The sequence below is a fragment of the Corallococcus sp. CA047B genome (assembly GCF_003612065.1).
GTDB classification, from domain to species: Bacteria; Myxococcota; Myxococcia; order Myxococcales; family Myxococcaceae; genus Corallococcus; species Corallococcus praedator.
This window is the reverse complement of record NZ_RAWD01000098.1, coordinates 13,807-28,713: the sequence shown is the minus strand read 5'-3', so window position 1 is coordinate 28,713 and position 14,907 is coordinate 13,807. Positions and strand designations below refer to the sequence as shown.

The 14,907-nt window shown below is 71.5% G+C and carries 8 protein-coding genes and 1 pseudogene; 4 read left to right on the top strand and 5 right to left on the bottom strand.

Annotated features, from left to right (window positions below; genetic code table 11):
* From D7X74_RS17235 to D7X74_RS17220, 4 genes are all read right to left on the bottom strand, one after another.
* Nucleotides 1–575 (bottom strand): ABC transporter permease (locus D7X74_RS17235; protein WP_199741842.1); only part of this gene is annotated, 575 nt, incomplete at its 3' end.
* 27 nt (nt 576–602) lie between these two features.
* Nucleotides 603–1,829: an ABC transporter permease gene (locus tag D7X74_RS17230; RefSeq protein ID WP_120534063.1), complete on the bottom strand. Its 1,227-nt coding sequence runs from the start codon at nt 1,827–1,829 to the stop codon at nt 603–605.
* 161 nt (nt 1,830–1,990) lie between these two features.
* Nucleotides 1,991–3,964 carry a lysyl oxidase family protein gene (locus tag D7X74_RS17225; RefSeq protein WP_233602137.1) on the bottom strand — a complete coding sequence of 658 codons (1,974 nt, stop codon included), beginning with the start codon at nt 3,962–3,964 and terminating at the stop codon, nt 1,991–1,993.
* Nucleotides 3,965–4,178: 214 nt separating this feature from the next.
* Complete coding sequence (locus tag D7X74_RS17220) at nt 4,179–6,203, bottom strand: lysyl oxidase family protein (RefSeq protein WP_120534059.1); 2,025 nt, start codon at nt 6,201–6,203, stop codon at nt 4,179–4,181.
* A gap of 250 nt (nt 6,204–6,453) precedes the next feature.
* On the opposite strand from D7X74_RS17220, the gene D7X74_RS17215 reads away from it, so the two are divergent.
* On the top strand, nt 6,454–8,253 hold the full coding sequence (locus D7X74_RS17215) for an MDR family MFS transporter (RefSeq protein WP_120534062.1): 1,800 nt from the start codon (nt 6,454–6,456) through the stop codon (nt 8,251–8,253).
* Between the two features lie 13 nt (nt 8,254–8,266).
* Here the strand turns inward: D7X74_RS17215 and D7X74_RS17210 are convergent, their stop codons facing one another.
* Nucleotides 8,267–9,790, bottom strand: coding sequence for a M20/M25/M40 family metallo-hydrolase (locus D7X74_RS17210; protein ID WP_120534058.1), 1,524 nt, complete (start codon nt 9,788–9,790; stop codon nt 8,267–8,269).
* Between the two features lie 280 nt (nt 9,791–10,070).
* Between D7X74_RS17210 and D7X74_RS17205 the strand changes: the two genes are divergently transcribed.
* From D7X74_RS17205 to D7X74_RS17200, 3 genes and pseudogenes are all read left to right on the top strand, one after another.
* On the top strand, nt 10,071–11,060 hold the full coding sequence (locus D7X74_RS17205; protein WP_147446592.1) for a hypothetical protein: 990 nt from the start codon (nt 10,071–10,073) through the stop codon (nt 11,058–11,060).
* Nucleotides 11,038–11,592, top strand: a pseudogene (locus tag D7X74_RS44240) (PAS domain-containing protein); the annotation flags it as partial. The gene D7X74_RS17205 and the pseudogene D7X74_RS44240, both read left to right, overlap by 23 nt.
* Nucleotides 11,593–11,655: 63 nt before the next feature.
* Nucleotides 11,656–14,907, top strand: coding sequence for a PAS domain-containing protein (locus tag D7X74_RS17200; protein WP_233602138.1), 3,252 nt, complete (start codon nt 11,656–11,658; stop codon nt 14,905–14,907).

Below are 14,907 nucleotides of genomic sequence, written 5' to 3'. Positions count from 1 at the left end.
AGCGTGCCCACCACCTGGAAGGTGCGCCCCAGGATGCGGAACTCACGCCCCAGGGGGTCCATGCCCGGATACAGCGTGTCCGCCAGGTCCGCGCCAATCACCGCCACCCGCCGCCCGTCCACCGTCTCCGCGTCCGTGAAGGGCCGCCCGGTGGCGATGCTCACCGCGTTCGTCTGGAAGTACCCCGGCGTGCCCGCCCACACGTTCACGTTGGCGCGCGACTCCCGCTCCGACGTGGACGCCTTCTGGCCGCCCTTGGAGTCCTCCGCCGCCGCGACCTCGATGGAGGGCTGCAAGCGGATGGCGTCCAGGTCCGCGTAGGTGAAGCGCGGCCGGCGCGCCAGCTGCGCCGCCGACAGGTCTCCCTGGCCGAAGGGCAGCCGCTGCACCTGGAAGCAGTTGGCGCCCAGGTCCGACAGCTGGTTGTTCACCTGGTTCTTCAGGCCCTCGATGAGCGACATCATCGCCACCACCGTGGTGACGCCAATGACGATGCCCAGCAGCGTCAGGAACGAGCGCAGCGGGTTGGAGCGGAACGTGCCGAACGCCAGCCGCACCGTGTCCCAGAATGCCATCCACATCGCCGGTGTCTCCTTGCTGCGTCAGTCGTGGCGGAGTGCTTCCACCGGATCCAGGTTCGCCGCGCGCGCCGCCGGCCAGATGCCGAACAGCAACCCCACCACGGCGGAGAAGCCCACCCCCGCCGCCACCGTCACCGGATCCACCCGGGCCGCCAGCGGCGTCAGGTAGTTCACCAGCCACGCGAGCCCCATGCCCACCGCGGTGCCCAGCGCGCCGCCCACCGCGGACACGCTGGCCGCCTCCATCAGGAACTGGAGGATGATGGTGTGCTTGCGCGCGCCCAGCGCCCGCCGGACGCCAATCTCCCGCGTCCGCTCGCGCACCGACACCAGCATGATGTTCATGATGCCGATGCCGCCCACCAGCAGGGTGATGAGCCCCACGCCCGTCGCCGCGCCGTAGAGCGCGCCGGTGAGCTGGTTGTAGATGCCGGCCAGTTGATCCGGCCGGTTGATGGCGAAGTCGTCCGGCGCGCCGGGCTTGGTGCTGCGCTCGCGGCGCAGCGTCTCCGTGAGCCGGTCCTGCACGACGGGGATGCTCTCCTGCGCGTCCACCGCGAGCACCAGGTGCGGCGAGCGCTTGTTGCCGAACTGCCCCATGAACGAGGGGTACGGCAGCATCACCACCATGTCCACGTTCTGCCCCAGCACCGTGCCGCGCTCCACGATGGTGCCGATGATGCGGTAGGGCCGCTTGTCCACCAGGACGCGGTGGCCCACGGGGTTGATGCCCGGAAAGAGCACCTTCTGCACCTCCGAGCCAATCACCGCCACCGCGGAGCGGTTGTCCACGTCCGCGTCGGTGAGGAAGCGCCCTGACGCCATCTCCACGGAGGAGGTCAGGGTGTAGTCGGGGCTCGTGCCCATGGTCTGCACGGAGTTGAGCTTGCGCTCCTGGAACGACACCTCCGCGTTCTCGAAGTACATGGGCGCCACCGCCACCACGTGCTCGGACGCGCCCCGGATGGCGGGCACCAGGTCCAGCGTCAGGTCCTTGCGGTTGCGGTACTCCCACCAGTCCCCGTTCATCACCCAGGGGAACTTGGAGATCTGCAGGGTGTTGGAGCCAATCTTCCCCAACTGCTCCGCGAACGAACTGTTCAGCCCCTGGATGATGCCCACGATGGCCAGGAGCGTGCACACGCCCACGCCAATGCCCACCGTGGTGAGCACCGTGCGCAGCCGGTTGGAGCGCAGCGAGGACAGCGCGATGCGCGCCCCCTCCCACACGTCGACCCGGAAATTCACCTGGACCACCCCTTTGACCGCGCTGGAAGCCGCGCGGCCCACCGCACCGGGAAACCCCGGCGGGCGGGCCGCGTCAGGCACTCTACGCCCGGGAGGGCCGCCCATTGCACGCGGCCTTCACGCGGAGGGGTTCAGGCCCCGGGTTTCCCGGGTTTATCGCCTCAGGGCAGCACGGTCACCGTGTCGCCAGCGAGGCGCACCTTGACGGTGACCTCGTTGGGCAGCCGGTCGTCCTCGTTCACGACAATGTGGTTCTCATCCACGCCCACGCGCACGGTGTAGTCGCCGTCCGGCGTGTCGGTGACGTCCAGCCACTGGCAGGGCAGGTCGGAGGTGTAGACGTCCGACCAGCCGGGGGAGATGCCCGTTCCCGGGTCGTACCAGGAGTACGGGACGCCATCCGCGCAGTACTGGGTGTAGTCAATCATGTAGAAGCCCTGCTTGCGGCCCACCGCGGTGGAAGTGCCCGAGGCGTCGCGCAGGTCGTAGCCCGCGAAGTTCACCAGGTGGTGGTGCTGGTGGCACTCGTCGAAGACGAAGAGCTCCGGCCGCTCCTCCGGCGAGGGCACCACCAGCGGGCCGTTGCCCATGTTCATGATGGAGGTGGTGAAGCGCAGCAGGCGCCGCTCGCCGCCCGCCGGCACGCAGCCTTCGCGCACCTCGCACGAGTCCTGCGCGAAGGTGCGGCGCTCCACGTACAGCGTGCGCGCGAGCACGTCCCGGTCCACCGTCAGGTCCGGCCTGCCGTTCACCGGATCCACCGCGAGGTTGCACGCCTTCGTGGGCGCCAGCGCGGGCGCGGGCTCCGTGGAGTCCGGCACCGCGCCACCGCCGAACACCACCACCCGGCCCGGGAAGCGCGAGCCGTCCAGGTCCGGCGGCAGGCCCACCACCAGGTCGTCATGGCCGTCCCCGTCCAGGTCGCCCGCGGCCGCCGCGCCCAGGTAGGTGTTGCCCAGCGCCGTGCGCGGGTCGAGCCGGTTGGCGCGAGGCCACGCCCACACCGGCTCCAGCGGACCGGACACGTTCGCCGTGGGGCGGAAGAGGTACACGCGGCCCAGCGCGGTGACGACGAAGTCATGGCCCGTGCTCCCCGCCGCCATGGAGCCCACGGGGACGACGCCCTGGCTGAACGAGAGGTAGATCTGCCCGAAGAGCGAGAAGGCCGCGTCGTCCATCACCTGCCACGCGGGCGTGGGGGAATAGCCCTGGAGCGAGGCGTCGGACAGGTGCAGGCGCTGGCTGCCATCCAGGAGCATGAAGCCCTCCGGGCGGCCGTCGCCGCTCAGGTCGGGCAGGGCGTGGAAGGTCTCCGCCCTGCCCGTCCACACCGGCTGCGTCGTCAGCGGCCCGGTGCACGCACGCGCACTGTCCGCCTTGCAGCCCAGGAAGAGCTCCGCCTTGAAGTCATCATGGGTCACCACCAGGTCCTGCGCGCCGTCCCCATCCGTGTCGCCCGCGGGTCTCGGGGTGCCGGAGCCGGACAGCGTGAGCACGGAGGCGAAGGGCCCCTCCGCGGCCCCTGGCGTCGAGCGGTACACGGTGAGTTGCCCGTCGAGGGTGGAGACGATGAGGTCGTCCTTCCCGTCCCCGTCCACGTCCAGCAGGTGCGCGCCGTTGAAGCGGAGGGTGGAGGAATCCGGCACGCGGAACAGCGGCTGGGCCAGGACCTGGGACAGGTCCGGACCGCCCTTGAACACGCTCACGCCGAAGGTGGAGAGCACGAGCACGTCCGCGTACGCATCCCCGTCGATGTCGCCGGTGGTCGCGGTGAGCTTGGCGCCGGAGGTGCGCGGGCTGGGATGCACCCACGTCATCGTCGTGGTGATGGGCACCTGGGAGAAGTAGCGCTCCTCTCCCGCGTACACCGCCACGCGCCCTGGAGACTCGGTGCTGGAGCAGGGCCCGGACGTCACCAGCAGGTCCTTGCGCCCATCCCCGTTGAGGTCACCCAGCGCCACGGTGCGGCCGAAGCACTCCTTCGGGTTCAGGCCGTCGCCTTCCACCTGCCAGCGCGGCGTCTCCGACAGGGTGGGCTCCACCGGGCTGCCCCCATCGGGCTGGGGCTTCGGGTCGTCCTTGCAGCCCGTGAGGGACAGCAACACCATCACCGCGCAGACCCGCGTGCTTCGCATCCGCATTCGTCATGCCCCCGGGGCCCAGGACGCGGCCGGCCATCCAGCGCGCAAGACCCACGGGCCCCCTCCAGCATAGGTCAGGTCCCCGCCCCAATGGCTCTCAACTCCAGACGTCTGGCCAAAGGGTATTCCCGCACCCATGCCCCGGCGCAGCGACAGGAAATGGCCGTGGCGCGCGAGCGTGCGCGCACCACGGCCCCACCCGCCCGGCTCAGGGCAGCACGGTCACCGTGTCACCGGAGAGGCGCACCTTGACGGTGACCTCATTGGGCAGTGTGTCTGCCTCGTCGATGATGTGGTTCTCATCCACGCCCACGCGCACGGTGTAATCGCCATCCGGCGTGTCGGTGACGTCCATCCACTGGCAGGCGGTGTCCGCGGTGTAGACGTCCGACCAGCCGGGGGAGATGCCGGTGCCCGGGTCGTACCAGGCGAACGCGCTGCCATCCGCGCAGTACTGGGTGAAGTCCACCAGGTAGAAGCCCTGCTTGCGCCCCGCCGCGGTCTCCGTGCCGGACGCGTCGGTCAGCGAGTAGCCGGCGAAGTTCACCAGGTGGTCATGCCCGTGGCACTCGTCGAAGACGAAGAGGTCCGGCCGCTCCTCCGGTGAAGGCACCACCACCGGCGCGCTGCCCATGTTCATGATGGAGGTGCTGAAGCGCAAGAGGCGCCGCTCGCCTCCCGCCGGCACGCAGCCCTCACGCACCTCGCACGAGTCCTGCGCGAAGGTGCGGCGCTCCACGTACAGCGTGCGCGCGAGCACGTCCCGGTCCACCGTCAGGTCCGGCTTGCCGTTCACCGGATCCACCGGGAGGTTGCACACCTTCGTGGGGGCCATGGCGGGGGCGGGCTCCTCCAGGTCCGGCACCGCGCCACCGCCGAACATCACCACCCGGCCCGGGGCGCGGGTGCCGTCCTGCTCCTGCGGCAGCCCCAGCACCAGGTCGTCATACCCGTCCGCGTTCAGGTCTCCAGGACTGGCCACGGCAGGGCTGACGAAGCCCAGCATCGTCTGGGGAAGGAGGCGGTTGGCCCGAGGCCACGCCCACACCGGCGCCAGGGAGCCGGACACGTTGGCCGTGGGACGGAAGAGGTACGCGCGGCCTATCCCGGTGAGGACGAAGTCGTGGCCGGTGCTCCCCTCCGCCATGGAGCCCACGGACGTGGCGCCCCCCAGGATGGGGAAGGCCGCGTCGTCCATCACCTGCCACGTGGGCAAGAACGCATACCCCTGGACCGACGCATCCGACAGGTGCAGGCGCAGGCTGCCGCGCAGGGATGCGAACAGCTCCGGACGGCCGTCCCCGCTCACGTCCGGCAGCGTCCTCAAGGACTCCGCGGTGCCCGTCCACACCGGCGCGGTGGTGAGGGGCCCGGTGCAGGCGCGCGTGCTGTCCGCCTTGCAGCCCAGGAAGAGCCCCTGGCCATTCTCCTCATCCACGAGGCTCGCGAACAGGTCCTGGGCGCCGTCCCCGTCCGTGTCCCCCGCGGGCGTCAGGTACCCGGAGAACACGCGCACGTTGGTGAAGGCGCCCTCCGCCCCGCCGGGGGTCGAGCGGTAGACGGTGGTGCTGCCGGAGAAGGTGGTGACGAGCAGTTCGTCCCTCCCGTCGCCGTCCAGGTCCCGCAGGAGGGCGGCGCTGAAGCGCGTGGCGGAGGAGTCCGGCACGCGGAACAGCGGCTGGGCGAACACCTGGGACAGGTCCGGTCCGCCCTTGAACACGCTGACGCCGTAGTAGCTCTTCACGACCACGTCCGCGTAGGCATCCCCGTCGATGTCACCCGTGGACAGCCCCATCAGGTAGCCCGACGTTCGCGGGCTGGGGTGCACCCACGTCATCGTCGCGGCGACGGGCACCTTCGAGAAGTCTTGCGCCGCTCCCGCGTACACCATCACGCGGCCGGGGTCCGTCACGGTGCTCTTGCACGGCGGGGACCCCACGAGCAGGTCCACGCGGCCATCGCCGTTGACGTCGCCCAGCGCCAGGCCCCGGCCGAAGCACTCCCTGGGGTTCGTGCCGTCTCCCGCCACCTGCCAGCGCGGCGTTTCGGAGAGGGTGGGCCCGGCGGTTCCGGCATCGGGGATGCCGCCGTCATCGGGGGAGCCCGCGTCGATTCCCGCGTCCGGCGCGCCCGCGTCCGGCGTGCCCGCGTCCGGCGAGGGTTTCGGGTCTTCCCTGCAGCCCGTCACCACCGACAGCACCACGGCGCAGGCCAGCACTCCAGGGATCCGCATGCATCACTTCCTTGGGGAGACACGACCACCGGCCCGGCGCGTCCGAAGAGGAAAAGGTCCGGGAGGATAGAGCCGCTCCCCGGCGCCCCGGAAATGGCCCTTGTCCGCTGGACGCCACCCGCACGCCTGCCCTCGAGGGCACTTGACCGTCCCGCCGCCAGGAGGGCAGCCGGGCAGCCGGAGCGTGGCCAAGTCCCTGCGACGTCCCCAGGTTTCGCGCGGGCAGCGCGAGGGCGTGGGCCCGCCTGACATGGCAGACACCATCGCAGACACCGCCCCGGGACTTCGCGCCGACGCCGCCCCGGCCTCCGAACGGTTCAGCCGCTCGCAGAAGGCATTCACCCTGGCGGGGGCGCTCCTGGGCCTGCTGCTGGCCGCGCTGGACCAGACCATCGTCGCCACCGCCGGCCCGTCCATCCAGGTGGACCTGCGCATCGCGCCGGAGCACTACCCGTGGCTCACCACCGCGTACCTGGTGGCCTCCACGATGATGGTGCCGGTGTGGGGCAAGCTGTCGGACCTGCTGGGGCGGCGCGCGGTGCTGGTGGCGGGCATCGCCGTGTTCCTCACCGGCAGCTTCCTGTGCGGCGCGGCCCGCTCCACGCTCGTGCTCATCCTCTGCCGCGCGGTGCAGGGCCTGGGCAGCGCGGCGCTCTTCACCGGGTCGCTGGCGGTGGTGGCGGACCTGTTCCCTCCGCGCGACCGGGGCAAGTACCAGGGTCTGTTCGGCGCGGTGTTCGGCCTGTCCAGCGTGATTGGCCCGCTGGCCGGCGGCTTCATCACCGACGCGCTGGGCTGGCACTGGGTGTTCTTCATCAACCTGCCGGTGGGCGCGCTCGCGCTGGCGCTCATCCTCCTGCGCATGCCGCCGCTCAAGCCCGAGGGCCTGCACGGAGGCCGGTTGGACATCCCGGGCGCGGTGGCGCTGGCCCTGGCGGTGGTGCCCCTGCTGCTCGCGCTCAGCCTGGGGCATGGGGCATCCGCGCCGCGCGCGGGCGGGTTCGCGTGGGGGTCCGCGCCCATCCTCGGGTTGTTCGCGCTGTCGGCGGTGGCGGGCGGCCTCTTCATCTGGCGGGAGCGCCGCGCGAAGGAGCCGCTGTTGGATCCGTCCCTGTTCCGCCTGCGCGCGTTCTCCGCGGGCAACGCGGCGGTGTTCACCATTGGCGCGGTGTTCCTCGCGTCCGTCACGTTCCTGCCGCTGTTCATGGTGAACGTGGTGGGGCTGTCGGCGACGCACTCCGGGCTGACGCTCACGCCGCTGACCCTGGGCGTGGTGGCCGGCAACGTGCTGTCCGGACAACTGGTGTCGCGGCTGGGGCGCTACAAGACGCTGATGGTGGGCTCGCTGCTGTTCCTGATGGCGGGCTTCGCCACCATGGCCTTCACGCTGACGCCCGACTCCAGCCAGGCCGAGGTGACGGTGAAGATGGTGTTCGTGGGCCTGGGCCTGGGCCCGTCCATCCCGCTGTACACCGTGGCCGTGCAGAACGCGGTACCGCCCCAGCGCATCGGCGTGGCCACGTCCGCGACCACGTTCTTCCGGCAGCTGGGCATGACGGTGGGCGTGGCGCTGCTGGGCACCGTGTTCGCGGGCACGCTGGGCCGGGAGCTGACGACGCGCACGGAGCGGGCCACGCAGGGGCTGCCCCAGGACGTGCGCCAGGAGCTCCAGGCCTCGTCGTCCGGAGGTCTGGGCGGAGTCCTGGGTGGAGGCCAGGGCGGCGAGGCCGCACCCTCGGGCAGCCCGTTCCATCCCGAGCAGGTGAAGGCGAAGCTGCGTCAGGGCTTCGCGGAGGAGCGGCGGCAGGCCTCCCAGGTGCTGCAGGGCACCGCCGAGGCCCGCGCCCACGCGAAGCTGGATGCGAACGAGGCCCGCGCGCTGTCCACCGTGGACCAGCTGGAGCGCGCGCTGAAGGAGTCCTTCACCCGCGCGACGATGGCGGTGTACCGCTTCGCCATCTTCGTCGCGCTGGCGGCCCTGTTCGTCACGCTGCTGCTGCCGGAGATGCCCCTGCGGCGCGGCGCTCCCCGGCAGGCCGTGGTGGAGTAGCCAGAAAGCCCGGCTACTTCTTCGCCGGGGGCGGAGCGTCGGGCTCCGGCGCGGTGGGCCGCGCGAGCACGCCCGGCTCCTCCGCCAGCGCGTACGCCACCCACGTCACCGCGGCGGTGCTGCGCGCCAGCTCCTGGGGATCCACCTTGTCCAGCGTGTCCGCCATGGAGTGGTGCACGTCGAAGTAGCGGCTGCTGTCCACCCGCACGCCCACGAAGGGCACGTGCGCGGGCTCCATGGGGCTCAGGTCCGCGCCCGTCGCGTGGCCCACCATGAACGTGGCCGCGTCCACGCCTTCCAGCGGCGCAAGCCACGGACGCAGGAGGTCCTCACCCCCCGGGCCCGCGTGCAGGCTGACGCCCAGCGGCCGGCCACCGCCCGAGTCCATCTCCAGCGCGGCCACGTGCTTGGGCAATTCCTTCGCGTGGGCCTGCGCGTACGCACGGCCTCCGCGAAGGCCGTTCTCCTCGTTCATGAACAGCACCACGCGCACCGTGCGCCGGGGCGCCTGGGGCAGCTTCGCGATGAGGCGCGCCGCCTCCATCACCATCACCACGCCCGCGCCGTCGTCGTGCGCGCCCGTGCCCACGTCCCACGAGTCCAGGTGCGCGCCCAGGAGCACCACCTCGTCCGGCTTCTCCCGGCCCCGGATCTCCGCCACCACGTTGGACGAATCCGCCTCCGGCAGCTCCGAGCACCCCAACACCAGACGCACCTTCACCGCCCCGCCCTGGAGCATCCGGTGCAGCGTGTGCGCGTCCTCCACCGACACCGCCGCCGCGGGCAGCCGCGTGTCGCCCTCGTCGAAGCGCGTGGCGCCCGTGTGCGGCGTGCGCAGCGACGCCGTGGACAGCGAGCGCACCAGCGCGGCCACCGCGCCCTGCTTCGCGGCCGCCGCCGGCCCCCGGCTCCTCAGCCCGGCGAAGCGGCCGTAGTCCGCCGCCTCCGCCATTGCGTGGTTGAAGAAGACGATCTTCCCGCGCGCCCTCTCCCCCAGCGCCGTCAGCTCCTCCAGCGAGCCCACCTCCACCACCTCCGCGGTGAGCCCCTCCGGCGGCGTGGGCGCGCTGCCCCCCAACGCCAGGAGCGACAGCGGCAGGCCCCGGGTGCGCTCGGAGGCGACGATTTCACCGTGCTCCTCGCCGCGCACCCAGCGCGGCACCTTCACCGGCTCCTTCCACGCCTTCACCCCATCTGCCTTGAAGGAGCGCAGGGCCCACTGCACCGCGGCCTCCGCGGACTCGGAGCCCGACAGGCGCGGGCCCACGCCGTCCGTCAACTCCGCCAGCCGCGCGTACGCATGGCCTTCCTTGAGCGCGGGCTCCATCAGCCGTCCCGCCGTGGCCTGCCGCGCGGCGCTCAGGCCCTTGCCGCCAGCGATGGCAGGCGTCGCGGAGGGCTTCGCGGGCGCGGGGGAGGACACCCCCGGAACCTGGGGCGCATGGGGCGCGGCGGCGGGGGACTGGGAAGCGGGCGCCGCGGAGGTCAGCAGTCGCAGGGCCAGCGAGACGGGCAGGACGAAACCAGAGGTGGACACGCAAATCCTCGAACGTACTTGAGAGGAAGGCGGAGGCCGGAAGTCCCAGGGGCCACCGCGCGCCGAGAGGGGGAACGCGGCGCGCGGGGCTCAACTGGGACGTCACGCACCGGTTCCGCGGTTGGGGAACGCGAGGCCCGGTACATACGCCATCTTCCAAGAAGAAGAGGACGTGCGTGCATTCTTTAAAGAAATTCCTCGCATCGTCAAGGCGTGAAGTGAGCATTGCGACCCCCGAACGATGTGAGTGTTCTCAAGTCTCCGCTACGCAGGAAGTCCCATGGCACCCACTCCTCCCTGGCAACCCGACGCATCCTGCCAGAGCCTGGAGGCCCTGGGAGAACACCTGGCCACCCGTGATTTCGGTCGGTTGGAGGATGAAGCGCTGCTTTCGCTGCTGCTCGCGGTGAGCGGCAGGGACTTCACGCGGGACTTTCGTGAGGAGTTTGGCGCGGAGGATGACTGGACGCAGGCATTAGGACAGACAGCGCGCGCGGTCCGTCATGCTTTCGATTTCCTCCGCCATGACGCGGCCATTGCCCACCTGAGCCTCCTGCCGCGGCCGGACGTGCTGCCCCTGCTGTGCCGCTTCTTCCACCTGCACCCGCGACCACCGGCCGCCGTGCGCGAGCGGCTGTCCCACTGGCTGTGGCAGCGCGCCCTCTTCGACACCGAGCGTTCGTTTCCCGACGATGAGGCGCGAGCGAGCCTGGCCCTGCTCACCGACGATGCGGACGCCACCGTGCGCGCGCTGCTCGAGCGCGTGGGCCCGCCGTCCCCGCGCGGGTGGGAGCGCTATTCGCAACCCGGCATGGCGGGGCTCGCGTCGGTGGCGGACCGGGTGGAGGCCAACGCGCTCTTGGCGCTGCGTCCCCGGCACCTGCTCACCGGCGCCGTCCTGGAGCCCGGCCCGCTGCTGGAGACGCAGGGCGCGGTCGCGTTCCTGCCGCTGTTCCCCACGTCCCCTCCGGGCCTGGCCACGGCCCCCGGGCTGGGAGACTCCCTGCTGCTCACCCTGGCCAACCAGCTCTTCCACCCCGTGCTCGCGCCGGGCATGACGCTGCTGGGCCTGGTGCGCACCGGGGCCCTGCCTCCCGCCGTATTCCCCAGCCATGCGCTGTCGCCCGAAGCCCTGGCTGCCCTGCGTCGGAGCGACGCGCCTGGCTTCCTGGCCCACCGGCGGGATGTGCTCGTGACCCACATCCGGGCCTTCATCCGGGTGCGTACGGGCGCGGACGCCCAGGAGGATGCCGCGACTTCGGAGGAATGAAGCGCCTGGAATTCTCCGTTGCCCACCCCTGAGGAGCCGGGCCACAGTTCCGCCGCCGACGGTCGTCCCCCGCCCCGGCCCCCCAGACATGAGTGTTCCCCCTTCCGACACCGAACAGGCCCTGAGGGCGGAGGTCGAACGTCTGCGCGCCCGCCTGCGCGACGCGGGCCTGGACGCGGGTGAGGCCCCGGCCACGCCGGAGACGACCGCGCCCGCGTTCGACCGCGAGCGTCTGGCCGTGCTCTTCCAGCAGGCCAGCGTGGGCATCTCCCAGACGGACCTCACGGGCGCGCTGGAGCTGGTGAACCAGCGCTGCTGCGACCTGCTGGGGCGCCCGCGCGAGGACATGCTGGGCCGCACCCTGCTGTCGCTCACGCACCCGGAGGACCGCGAGCGCCACGCCCACCTGTTCCGGAACCTGCTGGAGACGGGCGAGTCCTTCAGCGAGGAGAAGCGCTACCTGCGGCCGGACGCCAGCGTCGTCTGGGTGCACAACCACGTCTCGCTGGCGAAGGACGCGGCGGGCAGGCCCCGCTTCGCCATCTGCGTCTCGCGGGACATCACCCAGCAACGCGCCGACGAGGAGCGCCTGCGCGTGAAGCGCGAGCAGCTGCGGCTGGCGCAGGAGGCGGGAGGCATTGGCGTCTTCACGCTGGAGATCGCCACCAACATCCTGACGGTGACGCCGGAGTTCTGCCGCCTGTATGGCCTGCCGCGCACGGACACCCTGCCCGCGCAGGTCATTGAATCGCTGGCGTTGGAGGAGGACCGGCACCGGCTGTCCAATGCGCGCACGCGGGCGGCCGGACTGTCGACGCTGTCGGTGGAGTACCGCATCCGCAGGCAGGACACCGGGGCGGTGCGCTGGATTGCAAGGCGGGCGTCGTTCGTGAACGACGCGGTGGGCCGGCCGGTGCAACTGATTGGCGTCACGCAGGACATCACCGAGCGCCGCATGGCGGAGGATGCCCTGCGCGCCGCCAACGAACGGGTGCAACTGGCGTTGAACACCGAAGCGGTGATTGGCACCTGGGTGTGGGACGTGCCCGCCAACAAGGTCATCGCCGACGAGCGCTTCGCGCGCGCCTTCTCCCTGAACCCGCTCCAGACGCGCGACGGCCTGCCCATCGAACTCTTCGTGGAGTCCGTGCACCCGGAGGACCGGCCGGCCCTGGAGGAGACCATCGGCCGCACCGTGAAGGCGGGAGGCGCCTTCCGCGCCGAATACCGCGTGCGCCGCTGGGACGGCCTCTACCGGTGGGTGGAGGCCAGTGGCCACTGCGAGCTGACGCCCCAGGGGACACCGCTGCGCTTTCCCGGCGTGCTGGTGGACATCGACGCGCGCAAGCGCAACGAGCTGCGGCAGGCGGCGTTGCTGGAGATGACGGACCGGCTGCGCGAGGCGACGTCCCCGGATGCCGCCGCGCAGCTCGCCATGGAGGTGGTGGGGCGCCTGCTGCGGGTGGCGCGCGCGGGGTACGGCACGGTGGACGCCGCGCACGGGCTGGTGTTCCTGCACCCCAACTGGGTGTCCAGCCCGAAGGTGCCCCAGGTGCAGGGCGTGCACCGCTTCCACGACTACGGCGCGTTCCTGGAGGACCTCCAGCGCGGCGAACTGGTGGCCATCCCGGACGTGCGGTTGGACTCACGCACCGCGGCCCATGGGGCCACGCTGGAGAAGGTGGGCATCCGGGCGCTGTTCAACATCCCGCTGCTGGAGCACGGCGAGTTCGTGGCGGTGCTGTTCCTGCACGACGCGCGGCCGCGCCAGTGGCTGGAGGATGAAATCGAGCTGGCGCGCAACGTGGCCGACCGCGTGTGGTCCGCGCTGTCGCGGCTCAAGGCGCTGGCGGAGCTGAAGCAGGCCAACGAGACGCTGGAGCAGCGGGTGGCGCAGCGCACGCAGGAGCGGGACCGCGTGTGGAACGTGTCCCAGGACCTGCTGGTGGTGGGGGACCTGAAGGGGGGCCGCTTCCTGAGCGTCAACCCGGCCTGGACCCGGATGCTGGGGTGGACGGAGGCGGAGCTGCTGGGGCGCACGTCCGAGTGGCTGGAGACGCCGGAGGACTACGCGAGGTCGCACGAGGAGGTGGGCCATCTGGCGGGAGGCCGGCCGACGCTGAACTTCGAGAGCAGCTACCGGTGCAAGCACGGTGGGGTCCGGCGCATCGCCTGGACGGCGGTGCCGGTCCCGGAGGACGGCGTGTTGTACGCCAGCGGGCGCGACGTCACCGAGCAGCGGCAGACGGAGGAGCAGCTCCGGCAGGCGCAGAAGATGGAGGCGGTGGGCAAGCTGACGGGCGGCGTGGCGCACGACTTCAACAACCTGCTCCAGATTGTCGGCGGCAACCTCCAGCTCCTGCAGCGCGACGTGGCGGGCAACGAGCGCGGGTCGCAGCGGGTGCGCACGGCGCTGGGCGCGGTGGAGCGGGGGGCTCGGCTGTCGGCGCAATTGCTGGCGTTCTCGCGGCGGCAGCCCCTGGCGCCGCGCTCGCTGAGCCTGGGCCGGCTGGTGCGCGGCATGGACGACCTCTTGCGCCGCGCGCTGGGCGAGGACGTGGAGCTGGAGACGGTCATCAGCGGCGGGCTGTGGAACACGCTGGCGGATCCGCACCAGTTGGAGAACGTCATCCTGAACCTGGCCATCAACGCGCGCGACGCGATGGGGGGCCAGGGGAAGCTGACGTTGGAGCTGAGCAACGCGTCACTGGACGACCACTACGCGCAGCAGCACCCGGACGTGCTGGCCGGGGCGTACGTGTTGCTGGCGGTGTCGGACACGGGCGCGGGCATGACGTCGGAGGTGCGGGAGCGCGCGTTCGAGCCCTTCTTCACGACGAAGCCGGAGGGTCGGGGCACGGGCCTGGGGCTGAGCATGGTGTACGGCTTCGTGAAGCAGTCCGGCGGCCACGTGAAGCTCTACAGCGAGGTGGGGCACGGCACGACGGTGAAGGTGTACCTGCCGCGGGCCTTCCAGGCGGAAGCGCCGGTGCCGGAGGTGGTGACGGGGCCGGTGGAGGGCGGACAGGAGACCATCCTCGCGGTGGAGGACGACGCGGACGTGCGGGCGACGGTGGTGGAGCTGCTCACGGAGCTGGGCTACCGGGTGCTGCGCGCGGTGGACGGGCAGAGCGCGCTGTCCATCCTGAAGAGCGGCGTGGCGGTGGACCTGCTCTTCACGGACGTGGTGATGCCGGGGCCGGTGCGAAGCCCGGAGCTGGCGAAGCAGGCGCGGCTGCTCCAGCCGGACATCGAGGTGCTCTTCACGTCCGGGTACACGGAGAACGCCATCGTGCACGGCGGCCGGTTGGACCCGGGCGTGCACCTGTTGAGCAAGCCGTACCGGCGCGAGGACCTGGCGCGCAAGGTGCGGGCGCTGTTGGATCAACGCAAGCAGCGGCTCTTGACGCCACCGGTGCCGAAGGTGACGTGGCCGGAGGTGCCGCCGCGCCAGGAATTGCCGCCGATGCAGGAGTCCGCGCGGCGGATGCAGGTGTTGCTGGTGGAGGACGACGAGGACATCCGCACGTCCGCGAGCGAACTGTTGGACCTGCTGGGGCACGCCGTGGTGCCGGTGGCGAGCGCGGAGGAGGCGCGGGTGGCGCTGGCGTCGGGACCGTTCGACGTGTTGTTCACGGACGTGACGTTGCCGGGCATGTCGGGCGTGGACCTGGCGCGCGAGGTGGCGCTGCGAAAGCCGGCCATGCGCATCATCATCGCCTCCGGGCATGGGCGCGCGGCGCTGGACGGGGATCCGCAGCAATGGCTGGGCGTGGTGGTGCTGCCCAAGCCCTACGCGCTGCCCCAGATTCAACAGGCGCTGGCCCAGGTGGCCGCGACGCGCTGA

Coding starts and splice junctions, on each gene's coding strand:
- D7X74_RS17225 (WP_233602137.1), bottom strand. CDS start 3,964: ATGCGAAGCACGCGGGTCTGCGCGGTGATGGTGTTGCTGTCCCTCACG.
- D7X74_RS17220 (WP_120534059.1), bottom strand. CDS start 6,203: ATGCGGATCCCTGGAGTGCTGGCCTGCGCCGTGGTGCTGTCGGTGGTG.
- D7X74_RS17215 (WP_120534062.1), top strand. CDS start 6,454: ATGGCAGACACCATCGCAGACACCGCCCCGGGACTTCGCGCCGACGCC.
- D7X74_RS17205 (WP_147446592.1), top strand. CDS start 10,071: ATGGCACCCACTCCTCCCTGGCAACCCGACGCATCCTGCCAGAGCCTG.